Annotated in this window: 21 protein-coding genes and 1 pseudogene; 11 read left to right on the forward strand and 11 right to left on the reverse strand. The window is 65.1% G+C overall.

Annotated elements, in window-relative coordinates:
* Position 1 precedes the first annotated feature (1 nt).
* Genes AB0L82_RS39075 through AB0L82_RS39085 form a run of 3 tightly spaced genes read left to right on the forward strand, consistent with a single transcriptional unit; the run spans position 2 to position 3,362 of the window.
* Positions 2-955, forward strand: coding sequence for an MlaD family protein (locus tag AB0L82_RS39075; RefSeq protein ID WP_364648852.1), 954 nt, complete (start codon positions 2-4; stop codon positions 953-955).
* A gap of 13 nt (positions 956-968) precedes the next feature.
* Positions 969-1,574 (forward strand): hypothetical protein, encoded by a 606-nt coding sequence (locus AB0L82_RS39080; protein WP_364648855.1) that lies wholly within the window; start codon positions 969-971, stop codon positions 1,572-1,574.
* Between the two features lie 57 nt (positions 1,575-1,631).
* Entirely contained in the window at positions 1,632-3,362 is a 1,731-nt protein-coding gene (locus AB0L82_RS39085) for an AMP-binding protein (RefSeq protein ID WP_364648858.1), read from the forward strand.
* Here AB0L82_RS39085 and AB0L82_RS39090 read toward each other — a convergent pair.
* The 4 genes from AB0L82_RS39090 to AB0L82_RS39105 all read right to left on the reverse strand — a co-directional run bounded on the left by AB0L82_RS39090 (position 3,348) and on the right by AB0L82_RS39105 (position 6,477).
* Complete coding sequence (locus AB0L82_RS39090; protein ID WP_364648862.1) at positions 3,348-3,866, reverse strand: SMI1/KNR4 family protein; 519 nt, start codon at positions 3,864-3,866, stop codon at positions 3,348-3,350. The genes AB0L82_RS39085 and AB0L82_RS39090 overlap by 15 nt on opposite strands.
* Positions 3,867-4,097: 231 nt before the next feature.
* Positions 4,098-5,228 (reverse strand): FAD-dependent oxidoreductase, encoded by a 1,131-nt coding sequence (locus AB0L82_RS39095; RefSeq protein WP_364648865.1) that lies wholly within the window; start codon positions 5,226-5,228, stop codon positions 4,098-4,100.
* Entirely contained in the window at positions 5,225-6,121 is an 897-nt protein-coding gene (locus tag AB0L82_RS39100; RefSeq protein WP_364648868.1) for a DUF1295 domain-containing protein, read from the reverse strand. Before AB0L82_RS39100 ends, AB0L82_RS39095 begins: the two co-directional genes overlap by 4 nt.
* A gap of 65 nt (positions 6,122-6,186) precedes the next feature.
* Positions 6,187-6,477: a hypothetical protein gene (locus AB0L82_RS39105; RefSeq protein ID WP_364648871.1), complete on the reverse strand. Its 291-nt coding sequence runs from the start codon at positions 6,475-6,477 to the stop codon at positions 6,187-6,189.
* A 9-nt stretch (positions 6,478-6,486) separates the two neighbouring features.
* On the opposite strand from AB0L82_RS39105, the gene AB0L82_RS39110 reads away from it, so the two are divergent.
* Positions 6,487-7,548 carry a DUF4241 domain-containing protein gene (locus AB0L82_RS39110; protein WP_364648874.1) on the forward strand — a complete coding sequence of 354 codons (1,062 nt, stop codon included), beginning with the start codon at positions 6,487-6,489 and terminating at the stop codon, positions 7,546-7,548.
* A gap of 40 nt (positions 7,549-7,588) precedes the next feature.
* Here the strand turns inward: AB0L82_RS39110 and AB0L82_RS39115 are convergent, their stop codons facing one another.
* Entirely contained in the window at positions 7,589-7,804 is a 216-nt protein-coding gene (locus AB0L82_RS39115; protein WP_364648877.1) for a hypothetical protein, read from the reverse strand.
* Between the two features lie 213 nt (positions 7,805-8,017).
* Between AB0L82_RS39115 and AB0L82_RS39120 the strand changes: the two genes are divergently transcribed.
* The 4 genes from AB0L82_RS39120 to AB0L82_RS39135 are packed head-to-tail and all read left to right on the forward strand — an operon-like array spanning position 8,018 to position 10,858.
* On the forward strand, positions 8,018-9,334 hold the full coding sequence (locus AB0L82_RS39120) for a family 1 glycosylhydrolase (RefSeq protein WP_364648879.1): 1,317 nt from the start codon (positions 8,018-8,020) through the stop codon (positions 9,332-9,334).
* A gap of 56 nt (positions 9,335-9,390) precedes the next feature.
* Complete coding sequence (locus AB0L82_RS39125) at positions 9,391-9,768, forward strand: metalloregulator ArsR/SmtB family transcription factor (protein ID WP_364648882.1); 378 nt, start codon at positions 9,391-9,393, stop codon at positions 9,766-9,768.
* The gene (locus AB0L82_RS39130) at positions 9,765-10,238 is read left to right on the forward strand and encodes an SRPBCC family protein (protein WP_364648885.1); all 474 of its coding nucleotides are present in this window, start codon (positions 9,765-9,767) and stop codon (positions 10,236-10,238) included. The genes AB0L82_RS39125 and AB0L82_RS39130 overlap by 4 nt, the downstream gene beginning before the upstream one ends.
* Positions 10,238-10,858: a dihydrofolate reductase family protein gene (locus AB0L82_RS39135; RefSeq protein WP_364648888.1), complete on the forward strand. Its 621-nt coding sequence runs from the start codon at positions 10,238-10,240 to the stop codon at positions 10,856-10,858. Before AB0L82_RS39130 ends, AB0L82_RS39135 begins: the two co-directional genes overlap by 1 nt.
* Here the strand turns inward: AB0L82_RS39135 and AB0L82_RS39140 are convergent.
* Complete coding sequence (locus tag AB0L82_RS39140) at positions 10,837-11,100, reverse strand: LysR substrate-binding domain-containing protein (RefSeq protein WP_364649133.1); 264 nt, start codon at positions 11,098-11,100, stop codon at positions 10,837-10,839. The two genes, AB0L82_RS39135 and AB0L82_RS39140, sit on opposite strands and share 22 nt — an antisense overlap.
* On the opposite strand from AB0L82_RS39140, the pseudogene eno reads away from it, so the two are divergent.
* Positions 11,091-11,276, forward strand: a pseudogene (eno, locus tag AB0L82_RS39145) (phosphopyruvate hydratase); the annotation flags it as partial. The gene AB0L82_RS39140 and the pseudogene eno sit on opposite strands and share 10 nt — an antisense overlap.
* A gap of 9 nt (positions 11,277-11,285) precedes the next feature.
* On the opposite strand, the gene AB0L82_RS39150 reads toward eno, so the two are convergent.
* Together AB0L82_RS39150 and AB0L82_RS39155 are read right to left on the reverse strand one after the other, a co-directional pair.
* Complete coding sequence (locus AB0L82_RS39150; protein WP_364648891.1) at positions 11,286-11,654, reverse strand: hypothetical protein; 369 nt, start codon at positions 11,652-11,654, stop codon at positions 11,286-11,288.
* Between the two features lie 23 nt (positions 11,655-11,677).
* Positions 11,678-12,292, reverse strand: coding sequence for a hypothetical protein (locus AB0L82_RS39155; RefSeq protein ID WP_364648894.1), 615 nt, complete (start codon positions 12,290-12,292; stop codon positions 11,678-11,680).
* Between the two features lie 116 nt (positions 12,293-12,408).
* Between AB0L82_RS39155 and hpnE the strand changes: the two genes are divergently transcribed.
* Positions 12,409-13,839 (forward strand): hydroxysqualene dehydroxylase HpnE, encoded by a 1,431-nt coding sequence (hpnE, locus tag AB0L82_RS39160; protein ID WP_364648897.1) that lies wholly within the window; start codon positions 12,409-12,411, stop codon positions 13,837-13,839.
* A gap of 99 nt (positions 13,840-13,938) precedes the next feature.
* On the opposite strand, the gene AB0L82_RS39165 is transcribed toward hpnE, so the two are convergent.
* Positions 13,939-14,196, reverse strand: a complete 258-nt coding sequence (locus tag AB0L82_RS39165) for a hypothetical protein (RefSeq protein WP_364648900.1) — start codon at positions 14,194-14,196, stop codon at positions 13,939-13,941.
* A 334-nt stretch (positions 14,197-14,530) separates the two neighbouring features.
* On the reverse strand, positions 14,531-16,570 hold the full coding sequence (locus AB0L82_RS39170) for an AMP-binding protein (protein ID WP_364648903.1): 2,040 nt from the start codon (positions 16,568-16,570) through the stop codon (positions 14,531-14,533).
* Positions 16,571-17,034: 464 nt separating this feature from the next.
* Between AB0L82_RS39170 and AB0L82_RS39175 the strand changes: the two genes are divergently transcribed.
* A complete protein-coding gene (locus AB0L82_RS39175; RefSeq protein WP_364648906.1) occupies positions 17,035-18,258 on the forward strand; it encodes a helix-turn-helix domain-containing protein in 1,224 nt (407 codons plus the stop codon).
* Here AB0L82_RS39175 and AB0L82_RS39180 read toward each other — a convergent pair.
* Positions 18,242-18,808: a YdcF family protein gene (locus tag AB0L82_RS39180; RefSeq protein ID WP_364648909.1), complete on the reverse strand. Its 567-nt coding sequence runs from the start codon at positions 18,806-18,808 to the stop codon at positions 18,242-18,244. The two genes, AB0L82_RS39175 and AB0L82_RS39180, sit on opposite strands and share 17 nt — an antisense overlap.
* Positions 18,809-18,917: the final 109 nt, after the last annotated feature.

An 18,917-nucleotide genomic window follows, 5' to 3' on the forward strand; every position in this document is an offset into this window, starting at 1 on the left:
CATGAGTTCGGTGCTGTCGCTGGGCGCGATCGCGGTGATCTTCGTGGTCGGCAGCGTCTACCTGACCTTCGGGATCGCGCGGGTCAACCTGTTCCAGCAGTACATCAGCGCCTCGATGGAGGTGAGCGATGCCGCCAATCTGGTGCCGCGGTCACCGATCCTGCTGTCCGGCTTACGGGTTGGCGAGATCACCGAGGTGAAGAACTCGGCCAACGGGGTGCGGGTGGACTTCCGGGTCGAGCGGGAGTACCGGATACCGGTGGCCAGCATCGTCACCATCGAATACCTGTCCGCGCTCGGTGAGCCGTACCTGGAATTCCAGCCGCAGCGGGCGGGGGCACCGTACCTGGAGGACGGGGCGCAGGTAAACGCCAAGTCGATCACGATGCCGGTCTCGATTCCGGAGATGGCCAATACCGTCACCCGGCTACTGGAGCAGTTCGATCCGCAGTCCGTCAGTTCGCTGGTGAACACCTTCTCGCAGTCGCTGGCGGGTACCGATGCGGTGCTGCCGGATCTGATTCGGGCCTCGAATCTGTTGTCCGCCACACTGCTCAGCCGCGCGCCGCAGCTGCGGGACATTCTGCAGAACGCGCAAGTCCCCGGGCCCGATGTGGCCAAGGCCGGTTCGGATATGGCGACCGCCGGACCGAAATGGGGTGAATTCGGGGTCAAGGTGCAGAGCGTCGTGAAATCGCTGGAGACGCTGCTGAACGCGCGTCAGGTGCCCGAGGCGTACACCACCGGCGACGGTCTGCTGGTGTTCCTGCCCAAGCTCACCGAATATCTGCGCACCATCGGTCCCGATCTCGGGGCGGCCTATCCCGCTGTCGCACCACTGCTTTCGCAGGCGTCGGGCTCGCTGCCGGGAATCGATCTGTCCGCGTTGATCGCACAGGCCCTGCAATCGGTGAAACCGGATGGCGGCGTCCGGCTGCAAATCCAAGTCAAATAGCTGGGAGAAGAGTATGACCACACTGGAGAAGACGAGCGACGACACCGCGGCGGAAACCGAAGCGGTGCGGAAGGATACGCGTGCGGGCAAGCCGTCGGTGACGCTGTCACTGCCGGTATCGACGCTGATCGCCGCAGCGGTGGCGGTGGTGCTGCTGCTCATCTCGGGCACCGTCGGTGTGCTGCTGTGGCAGTCGCGCGGCGAACTCGCCGACCGTACGGCCGCCGCGGCCGACGATAGGCACGCCGAGCAGGTAGCTACCGATTACGCGGTCGGCGCGGCCACCATCAACTACAAGGACTTCAATTCCTGGGTGGCCAAGCTCAAGACCAATACCGTTCCGCAGCTTGCCAATACGTTCGACGCGACCGCGCCCAAGTTGCAGGAGCTGATGGTTCCGCTGCAATGGACCTCCACCGCCTCACCGATCGCGGCCAAGGTCGAATCGGTGTCCGGCAACAGCTACAAGGTGGACGTTTTCGTCAATGTCACCTCCACCAATGCGCAGAACCCGCAGGGTGTGCAGACGACCGTCACCTACAACATCACCGTGGACAAGAACGCGGACTGGAAGATCACCGACGTCGGCGGCACCGCCGCGGCATTGCCGCTCAAGTGAATGCGGGCGGCCCGACCGGGTACGCCGTTCGAAACCTCCCGCCGGAATGGATGACTCATGACCGACACCGGGCGCGGTATCGCGTCACCGACCGCCGCGCTGGCCGATGCGGTCCGATACTGGGCGCCGCTCACCCGGGCGGCCCTGCGGACCGTGCCGGTGCGCCGCACCCCGGCGACCGTTGCCGCGCTTCGGCACGGGGTCGGGCTGGCGACGCTGCTGGCGCTGTCGGCGGCGCGGCACCCGGATCGGCCCGCCATCATCGATGACGAGGGTGCGATCACGGCGGAACAGTTGCAGCGCAGGGTGATCCGGCTCGCGGCGGCGCTGCGGGATGACTACGACGTCGGACCGGGGTCGAAGGTCGCGGTGCTGTGCCGCAATCACCGCGGCTTCGTGGAGGGGTTGCTCGCCGGGGCGCGGCTGTCGGCCGATTTGGTGCCGATGAACTACGACTTCTCCGGGCCGCAATTGCGCGGGGTCATCGAGCGCGACGGCATCGACGTGCTGATCTACGATGCGGAATTCCATCAGCGGGTCGAGCACGCCGGGTTCACCGGGGTGCGCGTGATCGCGAAACACGATGGCCTGCCGCCGGTTTCCACCGTGTCGGGCACACCTGTGCCTGCCATCGACGAACTGGTGGCCCGCACCCGGCGCGCGGTGGTGCGTCCCGCGCGTGGCAGCCAGCTGGTGATTCTCACCTCCGGCTCCACCGGCACTCCCAAGGGCGCGTTGCGGCGCATGGGAATTCGCGAACTGCGTGAGAAGGCGTCCTATCTGCACCCGCGCTTGTTGATGCTGGCCGCCGAGGCACCACGGTTCGCGCGCCTGCGCGCGATCCCGATTCCGGGACGGCCTATGGTGCTCGCACCGCCCATGCATCACGTCATGGGCATGCTCGGCCTCGTCAGCGGTCTGGCCACCACGTCACCCCTGATCATGACCACCTGTTTCTCGCCCGAATGGGTGCTCGCCAGCATCGAAAAGCACCGCGCCACAGCCGCATTCCTGGTCCCGACGATGATCAAGCGAATCATGGATCTGCCCGTGGAGGTCCGCACGGGCTATGACACCGCGTCTCTGGTTTCGGTCCCCAGCGGTGCCATGCCGCTGCCCCCGCACCTGGGCACCGAATTCATGGACGCCTACGGCGACATCCTGTTCAACGCGTACGCCTCCACCGAAATCGGCCCCTGCACCGTGGCCCTGCCCGAAGACCTGCGCGCCGCCCCCGGCACCGTGGGCCGCCCTATCCGCGGACTGGTCCGCCTTCGTCTCCTGGACGACAATGGCACCCCGGTCCCACCCGATATCACCGGCCGCATTTTCAACCGCAACCCATTCCAATTCAGCGGCTACAGCGGCGGTGGCGGCAAGGAAGTCATCGACGGCTTCATGAGCACCGGCGATGTAGGCCATTTCGACTCCGCTGGAAGGCTTTTCATCGACGGCCGCGATGACGAAATGATTGTCTCCGGCGGCGAGAACGTCTACCCCCAAGAGGTAGAGGAAACCCTGCTGACCCACCCCGCCATAGCCGAAGCGGCCGTCTGGGGCGTTCCTGACCCTGATTTCGGTCAGCGCTTGGCCGCCTTCATAGTCCGCAAACCCACCGCCGACCTCACCTCCGAAGAAGTTCGCGCCCACGTCAACCAGAATCTGGCGCGGTACAAGGTACCGCGCGATGTCCACTTCGTCACGGACCTACCTCGCACCACCACAGGCAAACTCAAACACAAGGCCCTCACCGACCTGGCCGAATCGCTCCGGTCACCCGAGCATTAGACCTCTCCGCGAAACCACCTCTCGGTTCAGGAATTCCTTCAGGTCGCCGAATCGGGTGTATTCGATGTCCTCGATTTCCCATACCGGTGCGGCGGTCCGCCGCTGTTCGGGGCTGCCGACGGTGACGTATTGGATGCCGTCGGGAGTGCCGCCGATGAGAACCAGGTTGTCGAAGGAATCCATTTCGAGATCGCCGGGCTCGATCAAGGATTCGCGGAACATATCGAGCATGGCGCGGTGTTCCGGGGAGTTCTTCGAAATGTCGCCGAGCGGGTAGAGATCACCGCCGCCGGAGAATGCGGTCCAGCCGTTGACGTGGGAGAGCCACTGCCGGTATTGATCATCGAACCGGAGACCGAGGGTGGTTTCCGCGGCGTGGATATCGTCAGGTGCGGCACCCGGGTTCGGTGCGCTCAACATCCATTCCGACATCCGTCCGGTCCCGGAATTGCGGTCGTACCAGTCCCGCTGCTGCGCCTTGAGCATCGAAATAATCGATGGCACCCAGTCATCATGAGCCCCGCCACCAGTCGATGGCAACATTTCAGCGTTACCCATGGGGCAACTCTAGATTCCGCCACCCCAGAATCTCGGTTTGTTGCCGATGTGTCGGCGACTCGGACAATCGGCGCGCGCTGCGGTGGTTTCCGCATCACGCCGCACGGTAGCGGGGTAGGCAGCAACGGCAGTTGGGCGTCCGGGGGGGCGGGGCGTCTTTCGACTGAGACCTTGAATTCATGACTCCGGGTCGGCCGGATTATGTGGCTGATTCCTGATGCCGCCGTAGATGCCCCGGCGCACGATGAATGGTTGCAGGCGGGACCAAGCCGGGATGGGGATGGCTCGGCCCGTTGGTGTGAAGATCTCCAGGGTGTTGCGCTGGGTGCCCACCACCGAACCCCAGCGGCGGCGCGCGGGGATGAAGGGTTTGGCTTCGCCGCCGGTGAGGTCGGCTCGGATGTTGTGTGCCAGTAGGGAATCGGCGCGGCTGCGGGCCGAGGTGCGCAGGGGATCGGTGGCGGCTACGTCGCCTATCGCGTAGACGCCGGGGGCGGTGGGGACGCGGAGGTAGGGGTCGACGTTGACGAAACCGTTCTCATTCAAGAGTTCTCGGGGGAGCCAAGTGGTGTTCGGGACGGTTCGGCCGATGGTCCAGAGCACCGCTGCGGCTTTGGTTTTCGGTTGACCGGTGCTCCATTCGACCGGGTCGCTGGTGATGTCGTCGCAGGCGAAGTCGTTCGGGATGATGGCGCGATGGCGAGGGTGCAGTCCGACTCCGAGCCGGTCGAGTCGAGCACTCAATGTGCGCCACACCCGGGGGTGGTGATGGGGGAGTGCTCGGTCGCCTGGGAAATACAGGTCTACCTGTTTGCCCGGCCACGTGGTGGCGACATTGAACGCGGTGCTGACCGCTGCAGCGCCGCCACCCAGGACGATCACCGAATCCGCTGTCGCGAGGCGTGCGTGGTCCGCGGCGATGGTGGCGGCGACCTGGTCACGGGTTTGCAGCTCGGGGCGTCGCCAGAAGCCATTGGATACGCCGGTCGAGATCACCAGGGCGTCATAGGGTTCCGTGGCGGGGGTTCCGTCGGAGCCGGTGAAATGGACTCGACGAGCTTGGACATCCAGGCCCGTCAGGCTGGCGTGCACGGTGCGCACCGAATCCAGCCGATGGAAGCGATCGAAGGGCACCCAATAGTCGCGCGCCCACTCGCCGGGACGCGATAGTCGCATGCCCAGCTCCTGGCCGCTGACAAGGCCGGGCTTGGCGGAAATGCCCAGCACGTCAGCATGTTTGGCGAGATGGATCGCGGTCAGCAGGCCCGTATCCCCGAGGCCCGCGACGATAATGCGCGGGCGGCTCATGCGATGTGCTCACTTACTTCGCGATTCACCTTGCGCGGCGGGCGCGGCACGAAACGCGGCACCCGGTCGATCACCCGCTGGTATTCCGGTCGGCGTTCCAGGCTGCGCTGCTCCATCATCGGGATGCTCGCGCCCTGGAACATCGCGTACATGCCGAGCGCGCCCAGCAGCACCCACCACCACGCGTGCGGTGCCGCGGCCTGGCCGAACAACCCCAGCGACAGCCAGAAGGTGAACTCCCCGAAGTAATTCGGATGCCGAGACCAACTCCACAGCCCCTGATCCATGGCCTGACCCGGACGGCGATGCGCGACAAAGCGATACATCTGAAGGTCTGCGGTGAACTCGAGCACCACCGCGCCGATACCGACCACGGCGGCGACGATATCGAGCCACCCGATACCGCGATCGGTATGCGTGAGCACCGCGTACACCGGCAGCATCCCGGCGAAGACCTGCAAAGTCGGAAAGAGATGAATCCCAACCAGATCGGCGAGCGCCTCGGCCTTACCCGCGCGCGCCCGAATCATCGGATAGCGCCAATCCTCATGATGCAAACCGGGAAACGCGTACACCCAGTTCCCGGTCAACCGCACCGCCCAGAACACGATCACCCCCAGCACCAGCCAGGCCCGCGCCCCACCCGAATCGAGCTTCACCCACCACGCGATCATCAACAGCGGCGGCAGCACACTCCAGTACGCGTCATAGAAGCTGGAGTTCTTGTACACCCGACTGGCCGCGAACACCACCAAGGTCGCGATTACATCGGCGATCAACCCATCCAGCAGCAAACTCGCCGTCTCAGGCCCCCACGCCAGCCACGCACCACCCGCCCCGAAGGCGAGCACATACGCGACCCCGACGCGCACAATCGACCCGGTCTTGTTCATGCCCCGACCGTACCTAGAACGAGTTCTAGTTGGCGGCTTTCCGGACAACCGGGCGCATGCTGTCCTCACTGCTCGGAAAGAGCATTGCGGGCGCCCATGATGAGCTTTGACCTGTGACGCGCCCAAAACTGTTGATAGACACTGTTGATGTCTCCTACGGCGAGCAATGGGGTTCCTATCACGGCACGGCTCATCCGCAACCGATATCCATCGCGGTGGCAGAACGCCGGCACATGGTCGGGCGGAGCTTCTCCGTGTTGTTGTCCGTAGCGGATCAGCCACTGGCGATGGCCGAGTATTGGCCACGGCCGAGCGCAGGCGATTGGCGGGTCTACCTGTTCGACGATCGGGCTCATCGGATACAGATGATTGATCTGGAGCCGCACTCCGACACCCTCATGCGGGTATACCGCGACACGCGGTGGCTGCTGCCGGGAACCGATCACCCATTCGGTGCCTGGGAGGAGCAGACCACCATCGCGATCTCATCCGAGGGGCGGGTTGAAATCGAAACCGCCTCGGACCGTGACGCATGGGAGGCGCGGTCACAGGCATGGATGCGCGGACAAGGCCGACCCGAGCTGGACACCGTTACGGCGCAGTACTTTTCGATTCCAGAAGACCATCTGACCGCCCGCCGGTCGATCAGGGTCACGCCCTACTGTGCGGTGAGCGGCCATGACCGCACCCCGATGGTTCTGGCCATCCCCACTCCGGAATTCGGTGACTGGAGCGTCTTCGTGCAGCTGATCGGCTTCCGTGGCCACGAACTCGCACCTCGGTTCACGTTCCGCCACGACGAATCCGCAGGTGTGCACGAGCCGCTGACCGGCGATGGCATCGACCAACTGCTGATCGCGGGAGCAGCGCTCGACACGAGCGAGGGGCCCGCCGTGGTCGAACTGGCGGATGCCGGGTCGGTACGTGTGCCCTCCGGGCATTTGGCCGCCGCCGACCCCGGCTGGATCACCGACGACCCGCGGACGGTGCGGGTACCGCCGGGCGACTATCCGGTCACGTTGTCCCTCATGCGTTTTCCCGACGGTGGCAAGCGAGTCGGAGCCGCGCGGGTATCGGTCACGGACGCCCCGGTCCGCACCTGGGAGATGGCCCTGGGCGCCGATGAGGATCCGCTGGTCCTGGGCCCCGGTCAGTTCTATGGTGTCGGCGTGGACACCGGCTACGCGGCCTTCTTCGACGCGAGCCACGGTCCCCTCGATGACGACACCTTCGACGGCCCCCTGCTCGACGCACTCGAGGCCGATCTGACAACCGACCTGACCATTGCGCACACTCCTGGGCTCAACCTCATCGCCTTCAGGGCGGGTCTCGGCGATGGCGCCTACCCCCTCTGGATCGGCCGGGCGGCCGATGACGAAGTGAGCTGCGTGGTCGTGGACTTCCAACTCGTCCGGCCGCACTCGTAGCCACCAGCCGGATGTGGCGGCCAGGGCTGGTGCGTGCCGGTCAGGCGGACACGAACGCGGCCAGGATGAGGGTGGCGGCCCCGAGGGCGAAGCAGCCTTGGGTGATGACTATTCGCAAGGGGAGATTGCGAGTTTGGGGGAGGCGGCGGTGGCGGCCGTGACGGGTACGGGCGCGGCGGACTTCGCTGCGGGTGAGCCAGGCGCCGAGAATGATCAGGCCGGATGCGGCGGTGGCGAGCAAGGGTTGCCAAAGCAATGTACTGCAACACCGCGCCCCCAGGGCAAATGTCGTGTCCGAGTGAATGATAACGCCAACACGGGTGCCCCGGGCGACGTTTCGGCAACCTCGACGGGCGCGATATTGAGCCAAACCACTATCTGTCCGGCACATTCCCGAGATAAAGCGCAGCTATCCAGGAGTCAGTAGTAGTTTTCACTCAATTCGAGTGCAGTCTCCGGGGAAGTGCTGATGCGCACTCGATTTCGTTGCCTTGTCGCGATCTGGCTGGTCATGGTCGCTGTTTTGTTCCTGGTGCCCGGGACGGCCGGTACCGCGCCGGAGCGGCTCACGAGTGTGCTCGGCGATGAATTCCTGTGGGGTGTGGCGGCTTCCGGGTTTCAATCCGAAGGTCAGTCACCCGATAGCAATTGGACCCGCTACATCGAGGCCAATCCGGGGTGGGATCGGCTCGGTGCTTCGGTCGATTTCCGGTCTCGGTACCGGTCCGACATCGCCTTGGCCAAGCAGATGGGCGTCAAGGTCTTTCGGGTCGGACTGGAGTGGGCTCGGCTGGAACCGCAAGCGGGAGTGTGGGATTCGGCGGCCCTCGGATTCTACGACGGATTGATCGATGCCATAGTCGCGGCCGGGATGCGGCCGATGCTGACGCTGGATCACTGGGTGTATCCGGGGTGGGAGGCCGATCGGGGCGGGTGGCGCAATCCGGGCATGGTGGCGGATTGGCTCACCAATATGCGCAAGGTGGTGGACCGGTACGCGGTGCGCAACCCCGTCTGGGTGACGATCAATGAGCCGGTCGCCTACATCATGCACGAGGTGACCCAGAACGGGACCGACGCCGATCAGATGCTGGGCCGGGTGGCGCAGGCGCACAACGGCATCTACGACTACATCCATCAGGTGCAGCCGAATGCGCTGGTAACCAGCAACGTCGGCTATGTCGCCGGGGCGGAATCACAGGTCAACGGGCCGTTGATGGCATTGATCGGGGACAAGCTCGATTTCATCGGGGTCGACTACTACTTCGGTTATGCCGCACCCGAACTCGCCGCGCAAACGCAGGGCGCTGCGGCCGCACCCGCGGGCATGTGGGATCTGCCGATCAGCCCGGAGGGCATTTACTATGCGCTGCAACGCTATTCGCGACAGTTCCCCGGAAAACCGCTGTGGATAGTGGAAAACGGGATGCCTACCTACGACGGACATCCCCGCGCGGACGGCTACACCCGCTCGGACCATCTGCGTGACACCGTCTACTGGCTCCAGCGCGCCAAGGCCGACGGCATGAATGTCATCGGCTACAACTACTGGAGCCTGACCGACAACTTCGAATGGGGTTCGTACGCACCGCGATTCGGCCTCTACACGGTCAACGTGCGCACCGATCCGGCCCTCACGCGCATACCCACCGACGCGGTCGCCACCTATCGCGACATCATCGCCCACGATGGCGTGGCCGCCGGCTACCTACCGGTCCGCCCGGTCGCAGACTGTCAGCTGGTGGATCCGCCCGCAAGCTGCGCCACCCCGGTCGCTGCACGTTGAAGGTCGAACTCGGTTACAGAGCTTGACGCATACCGATATGGGAATATGATGGTCGCATGGCACGAGCAGCGACGACATCGGACGTCTTCAACGCGATCGCCGAGCCGCAGCGACGGGAAATCCTGGAACTGCTGCGCGGTGGTGAGCGCCCGGTGACCGAGCTGGCCCAGGAGCTGGGTCTGACCCAGCCGGGAGCCTCCAAGCACCTGCGGGTACTCCGCGAGGTCGGTCTCGTCAGGGACCGCAAAGTGGGCAAACAACGCCTGTACGGCCTCGACGCCACCGGCCTGCGACCGATACACGAATGGGCCGGCGGTTTCGAGCGGTTCTGGAACGCGAGCTTCGACCGGCTGGACGCATACGTGCAGACACTCGCGCAGGCGCCATCCACAACAGCGAACGAAGGGACAACCGAATGGGTTCGGGATCAATGACAACGGCCGACCGCGAGATCGTGATCTCCCGCAGCATCAGCGCCCCGAGGGAGTTGGTGTTCGAGGCGTTCACCGACATCCGCCATCTCTCGCAGTGGTGGGGACCGGAGGGCTTCACCACCACCACGCGCGCATTCGACTTCCGCGTCGGCGGCACATGGGATTTCGTGATGCGCGGCCCGGACGGCACCGACTACCAGGAGTGGATCTCCTGGACCGAGATCACCGCCCCGGAGCGAATCACGCTGCGGCACGGTGAATTCCAGGACGATCCGAACGCCTTCGAATCCATCCTGACCTTCGCTCCCGAGGGCACCTCAACCCGGCTGGAAATGCGCACGGTATTCCCCACCAAGGAACTACGCGACGAAGCGGCCGAGAAGTACCACGCCATCGAAGGCGGCCGCCAAACCCTGGCCAAGCTCGACGCCTACATCACCGAAATCGTTTCGAAGGGAGCACAGAACTGATGGCCGGAAAGGTTTTCTTCAGCGTATCGATGTCACTGGACGGATTCATCGCCCCCGAATCCGCCGAGGAGCTGATGGGCAAGCAGTGGATGGAGCTGCAGCAGTGGGTCTTCCCGCTGCGCTTCTTCCGCGAAAACGGCGGGCTCGGCCAGGGCGGCGAGGAAGGCCACGAAAACGACATCGCCCGTGCGACATTCGAACGCACCGGAGCCAGTGTCATGGGCAAGCGCATGTTCGACGCCGGCGAAAAAGCCTGGCCCGAGGACGCCCCCTTCCACACCCCGGTCTTCGTGGTCACCCACGAACGCCGCGAGCCCTGGAAACGCCTGGGCGGCACCACCTTCCACTTCATCAACGATGGCATCGAGACCGCCCTCGAGCAAGCCCGCGCCGCCGCCGGAGACCGAGACGTCCGCATCGCGGGCGGCGGCACCGCCATCCTGGAGTACCTCAACGCCGGCCTGATCGACGAGTTCTCCATCGCCCTCTCACCGGTCCTGTTCGGCACCGGCATCCGCCTCTTCGAGGGTATCGACGCCAGTCGCATTGCCCTGGAACAGATCAACGCCGAGCCCGGCAAACGCGCCACCCACCTGACCTACGCCGTCCGAGCCCGGTAACCGTCCCGGGCGTTGTCGGCGGCGATCTCCAGGAAGTGGCGGGCCGGTGGGGTGAAGCGGTGGTGGGGGCGCCAGCAGGCGTGCAGGTTGCGTTCGAGGGTGAGGGTGGGGATGGGGACTTCGATCAGAGTGCGGTCGGCTAGTTCGTCGCGGACGGGCAACTCGCTCAGGACCGCAGGGCCCAGGCCGCTGTGTCCGGCTTCGGCGAACCCCAGTTCCGCACCGCCGCGATCGCTCAGCAGGCCGGGTACTCATCTCGCATCATTCGGGCGAGACCGAGGACGCCAGCATCGCCGATCTCGCCGTCGCCCTCGGATGCGGACAGATCACAACCGGTTCACTCTCGCGCTCGGACCGCACCGCGAAGTACAACCAACTCCTGCGCATCGAAGCCGAACTCGGCCCTCAGGCCCGCTAGCGGGAGCCCTCACGCTTGCGGGCGCGAGGACCCCGAGCTCGAGGTGAGGCGACTCGCGAGAAAGGCGACGTAGGCCAGAAACCCGATGGTTCCCAGGGGGCGGGTGCGGCGGAAGGTGATGGCCAGGCCGACAAGCAGTTCGGTGAAACCGTTGCGGTAGGTCCAGCGGCGAGTCGAGTGCGGGAAGGCTTTGCCGGTGAGGGGATCGAAGATCTGTGGAGCGGTGAAATGCGCGGCCCCCGTCCCAGCCAATCCGAGGCCGAAGAGCCGGGCGCGGGTGCTGTCGGGGGTGCGCGCGGTGATGACGACCGGGTTCTTGGGAGTCTTACCCGCGATCAGTGCTTGCTCCGCCTGACGTTGTCTTCTGCTATTGGTCATGATTCGCTCCCGGGTTCGCTGGATCACGCCCGGTCCGGGTCGGGCGACTCCGCGAGCGATCTTGTCTCAGACAGTTTGCCATATGGTGTGCGGATTCCGGTTTCCAATGTGTCAGCCAGGGCACGCCAGCGGTCGGCGCAGTCTCGGGCCAGGCTCGCGAGCATGGCCATGCGATGCGGAGGCAGTTCGCCGAGGATGCGTTCCCAGTGCGGATCCTGGAAGTTGGGCAGATCCAGTCGGCGCAGCAGACGGCGGCCGGATTCGGTATCACGCAGGGTGGAGTTGCGACGCAACTCGCGCAGCATGGGCGAATGGCTCATGGCGGCCGGGGGTGATCCGGTGGATTCGTTCGCACGGGCCGCGCGCAGGGCGCGTCGGCGGTAGCGGGCAATCCGCGCCGGCTTCGAATCACCGTTGAGCAACAAGGAGATTCGCAGATCGTCGATGGCCGCTTCAGGCATGTTCGATATCTTCGCCAGCTCCGGGGTCGACGTCGCCGGAAGCAGAGTGAGGAGTTCGGTGACGACCGCGCGTTCGGTGTTGGCGTCGAGCGGGCCGGTGGGGACCGGAACGAGTGCGCCTGGGCGCGCACCCTTCGGTCTCCTGCGATGGAAACCGCCCGTATCGGAATCGCTCATGAGCCCACCTCATTTTTGTGAATGTTGGAGCACATATTTACATAGTGGTGCTGTTCAAAGATGCGGTATAGATAGAATACGCATTAACTTAACTGGGAATCGGACTGGAGACAGCCATGGCGTACCACCGGCGATCGGCACGGCCCACGAATGAGGCATCGCATGTCGTGGTGGTGGGCGGGGGACTGGCCGGGCTCGCGACATCGGTGTGGCTTGCCGAGCGTGGATATCGAATTACGTTGGTGGAGAAGCGAGGTCGGCTCGGCGGCCGCACGATATCGTTCGAGGTCGCCGGAGTGCGGAGGCTGGTCGACAACGGACCGCATTTGTTCGCGGGCTGCTACGACGCGCTCTTGCGGTACACCGGCACGATCGGGACCCGGGATAGATTGCTCTGGGACGCACCGCCTTTCGCGGTCCGGACCGGGCCCGATCGGCTGCTGACCATGCGATCGCCGAAATGGCTGCCACGCCGCACGCATCGCGTGCTGGGATTGGCATGGCTGGCCTGGCCGCCGATTCCGCTGCGCGATCGCCCTGCCGCCCTGCGGACATGGCTGGCATTGGCCGCGGCCGCACGCAAGCCGCGACCGGAGTTGGACTCGGTCACGGTGGATCGCTGGTTGCATAGCATCGGCGCACCGCGCTCGCTGCGTGCACTGGTGCTGGATCAGTTCGTGATCGGCCTGCTGAACGAGAAGCCGGAGCGGGTGTCGGCGTACACCTTCGCGCAGGCGCTGCATTTCCTGACCGGCCGCGCCTTGGCCGGGAATCTGCGGGCCGGGGACGCGGTGTGGCCGCGGGTGAGCCTGCACGAGCTCTTCGTCGCTCCGGCCGAACAGTTCCTGCGGGACCGATATGCCGAAATCCTGACCGGCACAGGCATTTCCGACGTCGTGCTGGAGAGCGACTGCGCCACCGGTGTACAACTCTCCGACGGCCGCACCATCGCCGCCGATGCCGTCGTCCTCGCGGTCCCGCCCTGGTCGCTGACCACCCTGATCGATCACGGAAACCTCGGCCGCTTCGACGAATTCGCCCCGGCCCGCAAGATCGAAGCCGCCCCGATCTCCAGCGTGTACGTCTGGCTCGACCGTCCGCTGCGCATGCGGCGGCTCGCGGAAAACCTGCGCGACACCACGATCGAGTGGGTATTCGACACCGGCGGCATGCACGGCGACACCGCAGACGGCCACTGCTATGCCCTCGCGGTCAGCGCCTCCTACGATGTACTGCACCTCAAGAACGCCGAATTCATCTCCCGCGCAGTGCAATCGCTGCACCAGCACTACCCCGATTCCATCGACGCACAGGTGCTGCGCACCCACGTCATCCACCAGCCCCGAGCCACCTTCTCCGCCCAGCCCGGTTTCGAAGACCTGCGCCTACCCCAGCGCACCTCGATCCCCGGCCTGTTCCTGGCCGGGGACTGGACCCGCACCGAACTACCCTCGACCATGGAGGCCGCCGCGGAAAGCGCTTCGCGCGCAGTGGAAGCGGTGGTCCAATGCCTGGGGATCAGACCTCCGTCATTTCGATCCATGTAGTCGCGGTGGAGCGGTGGTAGGTCCGCTTGGTTACCTTGAATCGCGTGCCGGGTGGGAATACCACCTCGCGTTCGGCTGGATACCGCGAATCCGCGCTGATCAGTTTGCCCGACTGGACATGATGCGGTAACGCACCGCACCGGTGAAGACTCCGTTCTTGGTCGATGAACTGACGAAGGCCTTCTCGTCGATGATGCTGCCGGGCCGATAGCGAGCCAGCACCGCGGGCGGCAGTGTGGGGGTTCCGCGGTAGACCATTCCGTGGTGATCGGGCAGCTTGGTAAGTGCGGTTCGAAGCGCGTCTATCTCTGCGGCCATGGCCGGATCGACGCGACCGGATCTGAGTGCCTCGTTCATGCGGGCGAAGCGCGGTCCCGAATATGCATGGAGCGCAGCGACATCGACCTTCGTCAATGGCAGAACATCGGCTTCGACCGAGGTGCGCGCCGCGTGCTTGGATGCCTGGCCGCCGCGTCGCGGCAACTGCGATGCTCCGGTACCCGCATCGCGAATCGCCGACTCGATCGGCTTGAGGACTCGCTCGCCGAATATTCTGGACAGCCTGCTCACTCGGTGGTCTCGCGATCGGTACCGAACCCACTGCTTTCGGAGTCTGCCACCTGCACATCCTCCTCCGCAGCGCCGGTCCTCCTCGCGTATCCGACACCGTACCCCCTCTAATCACCGGGATTCAGGGCGACGGCGCGAGGTTGTCGGAGAGGCCGCCGGTCAGCAGGCGTTTGACGACCTTGCCGGTTTCGCCTCGGGGCAGCGAGGGGAGGAAGACGATGTCGCGGGGGACGCTGAAGCGGCTCAGGCGGTGGCGGATGTAGGTGCGGATCATGTGCGGATCCAGGTCGGAGCCTTCGCGTTTGACGATGTATGCGGCCAGGCGCTGGCCGAATTCCTGGTCGGGGACGCCGACCACTGCGACCTCGCTGATTTGCGGGAGATGGGACAGGGCTTCTTCGACGGGGCGGGGGAAGACGTTCTCGCCGCCGGAGATGATCATCTCGTCGTCGCGCCCGGCGATGAACAGGCGGCCCGCGACATCGAGGTAACCGAGGTCGCCGGTGTCGAGCAGGCCGCGCGCCTCGTCCGGGGGCGGGCAGTTGACGTAGCCGTCGAAAAGCATGTGGTTGCCAACGTAAATGCGGCCGATGGCACCAATCGGGACGGCCTTGCGGTCCTGATCGAGCACCGAGACCCGGGTACCCAGGGGCGGTCGCCCGGCGGTGGTGGGGGAGACGCGCAGATCCGCCGGGGTGGCGATGGACGCCCAGGAGACCTCCGTGGAGCCATAGGTGTTGTAGAGGACGTCACCGAACGCGTCCATGAAGCGCAGAACCGTCGGACCTGCCAGTGGCGCACCACAACTGGCGACCACGCGCAGACTCGACAGGTCATACCGGGTGCGCACCTCGAGCGGCAGATCGAGGATGCGCTGCACCATGGTCGGGACCACGATGAGGGTGCTCGCGCGATGTTCAGCGATCAGGCGCAGACAGTCCTGCGCGTCGAATCGGCTGGGCAGCACCACCGTCGCGCGCAGCGCGGTGCTGAGCTGCAACGCTGCCAGACCCCAGGTGTGGAACAGCGGTGCGGGGATGACCATGGTCTCGTTCATGCGCAACGGGATTCGGGACAGCAACGCGGCGATGGTGGCGAACCCGCGCGGATGCGGACGGCGCGCGCCCTTGGGGGTGCCGCTGGTTCCCGAGGTCAGCACGATCAATCGGCCTCGACGCGACGAAGCGCGAAAGCCCCTGCTGCCCTGCGCGATCAAGCCGTCCACCGAATCGTCCGCATCCGGTGCGTCGGTGAGGTAGCGATGGATATCCGGATGCAGATAGTCGATCAGCGGCACCAGTTCCTGATCGGCGAACAGCGAGGTGAGCCGGTGCCGCTGCACGATATCTTCGATGGTCCGCGCGGAGAGTCCGGCATTGAGCAGGAAGACGTCCACGCCGAGTTTGCCTGCGGCGACCATGGTTTCGACCATCTCGGCATGGTTGCGCGATAGCAGTCCGATCGCGTCCCCCGGACCGAGTCCGAGACCGGACATCGCGCCCGACAATGCCCGGCTGCGATCGTGCATCTCCCGAAAGCTTCTCGATCCGCGGTCATCGATCACCGCGATCCGATCGGGTGCGTACGCGGCCGCGGCGGCATAACCGCCCGCCAGATTGAACCCCCATTTCGCCAGGCCGCCAATCTGTTTCACCGAGCGGATCGGGTGCAGCGGCCGCACCACGCCGGTCGACATGATCTGCCCTGCCACCTGTGCGCGCCGCCGCAGCGGCCGATCCTCGCCATTGACCACAACCGAGGTGTCCGCGCCCGAGAGCAATTCCCCCAGCCGGTGCAACCCGGCCTCGACCCAGGTGATGACCTCGGCATTGGACAGCTCGGCCACCGCGGGATGTATGCGCCCGGCCCCGAAGAACGTGACGGTGAGCCGGGTGTGCTCGTCCCGCTTGCGCAACCGCACATTCACCAGCGCACCGGTTTCCAGGCATCGCAATTGCAGCCCGCCGCGCCGATCCGGTCGGAAGATGGCGCGGCGGGAGCTCACCCCGGTGGCGGGGGTCCCGATGCGGATCAGCCAGGTCAGCCCGTCGAGTAGCGTTTCGAGCTGCTCACAGGCACCGACCCCGGCGAATATCCTCGGATACAGCTGCGGATCGACCAGCAGTTCCCGGACCGATTCCGGTGCGACCGGCAAATCCACTGTCGTATCGAAGACTTCGGTAACCAATTTCGCGGGCCGTTCTACCAGGTGTCCATGACGATCGGGACAGCCGCGCACTCGGGAGATGGAATGCGTCGGCGGATTCCGAATATCAACGGTAACAGCGTAATTCGGTCGTTGACCGCAGGCGGAACAGGTTTGTGGTGAATACCAGCGCGGGTGGGGCGTTACTGCCGAACTCTCCCAAAATTCTCGATCTCCCCCCGCGATGAGGCCCTCGAGGTGGTCGTGATTCGCTATCGCCGAAAGCTGAGCATTGTTGTCGAAAGTGTGCGGTCGCAGCGGCTCGAAGTTCACCTCTTCGCTACGTACCCTCAGGTAGAGCCCAGATTAGCGATCACACCCAATGCACCGCGAAGGAGAGTAGAAAGTGAGCCCTCGACCACTTTAGAGTTCGAACTCCACCGTTGACGTGCGGTAGACCACAACGGAAGGAGTCAACGATGACCACCGAGGGAGCACTCAGAACGGGCCTGACCGTGTCGGGCAGACCAATGTCCAACCCACTCCAGGATGTGCGGACCGTTTCGGAACAACTGGTGGGACTCTTCGTCGACAAGGTGGCGCCCTGCGGCACCATGCCCGGAGATTTCCTCGCCGGTGAGGTCACCTCGGTGACGCGCGTGTGTTTGGAAATGGCCGTCGGGATGCTCGACGGTCAGGACATGCCCGCCAAGATCGGGCGGCTGGCCGAGACGGCCAGCGGCTGGGCGCGCGAGGGCGTGCCGATCGACAGCATCCTGCACTCCATCCACGAGGGCTTCAAATACGGGATGGACCTCATCTCCGCGAACTCCTCGGCGCAGGACCACACCAATCTGATGGACGGCGCCAAGCGCGTGATCGAGATGCTCGACGCCATCAGCGTCACCGTGGCGCAGGCCTATGTGCGCGAGCACAAGGCGGTGGTCAGCGAACACCACAACGCCGTGCACACGCTGACCTCGGCGCTACTGGGCGGGCATTCGACCTCGACCATGGCGCGCGAATGCGGGATCGAGCTCGCGGCGGAGTATTCGGTGCTGGCCCTTGATATTCCGCGTCACCCCGATGAACTGCATCCGATGCTCGACGGAGAGGTGGTGGCGCGGCGCAAATTGCGGCGACTGCAAGCCGAACTGGCGACCCGTTGCGCCGGAACGGCTTTGGCGCTGCTGAGCGTCGACGGTGGCACGGTGCTCATTCCCACCACCGCACTGGCCGACAGCGAACTCGACGAACTGGTGGCGCGGCTCTCGGCGGCGGCGCATGTGCCGGTCATGGCGACGGTGGTGACCAGCGCGCCCGATGATGTGCCGTCCGCGGCCGATCGCGCGCACGAGCTGCTCGATATGGTCAAGCGCCTGCACAGTGTGGCGCGACTGTATCGATTCACCGATATGGCGCTGGAATATCAACTCACCCGGCCCGGACCGGGACGCGAAACCCTCGGCGCGCTATTGGACCCGCTGGACGACTATCCGGAACTGTTGCAGACCTTGCGCTGTCATATCAGCAACAATCTGAATCGGCAACGCACGGCGCATCTGATGCATATCCACACCAATACCGTCGACTACCGGATCAAACGCGTACGCCAGCTCACCGGATTCGATCCGGCGGCGAATTCCGGACTGTGGCAACTGCGTTCGGCACTGATCGCCCGGACATTCAACGATCAGCGTTAGGGCCGAAAACGCGCATCAGTTCGAGTAATTCATCGGGCGTGTAGGTGCCGCTCACCGCCACCCCCGCGGCGCCGAACGTAGCCAGCGCCCGGGGCAGGTGATATCCCGAGGTGATCAGGACCGCATCGCGAGCCCCGAGCGTGTCCATGACCTCGGCGGAGAATTCGGCGTTCTCGACCGTCGAACGCGCGGCCTGCTCCAAATGCACACGCTCACGCGGCATTCCGCGAGCGATCAGCCATTCGGCCATGGCCTGGGCCTCGGTGACCCCGGCCTGCGGGTTTCCGCCGGTCACGATGATCGGCGAGGCCGTGGACACCAGCGCCTCGACATAGCCCGCCCGCAATCGGTCGATCAGCTCCGGACGCATGGTGCCGTCGGGCAGCAGGCCGAAACCCAGGATGACGATGGCCGAGTCCGGACCCAGCGCGGGCGGGAACTCGGCCCGCGCGGGTGTCACGCAGTCGGCCGCGACACCGGTGGCGAGCACCGCGGTCGCGGCCGCGCGGCGGATTCGGCGGGAAAGGGGAGCGAATACGAAGTGGCGCACGGGAACTCCAGAAATGCCATGCGGGAATGCCAGGCAGGACCGCCGGGCTTTTCTCGATGATTCGTGAGCCCCAGGCGAAAGTGCGCAATAGTTTGCGATAACTGGAAAG

It is taken from the genome of Nocardia sp. NPDC052001, assembly GCF_040680615.1.
In the GTDB taxonomy this organism is placed as follows: domain Bacteria; phylum Actinomycetota; class Actinomycetes; order Mycobacteriales; family Mycobacteriaceae; genus Nocardia.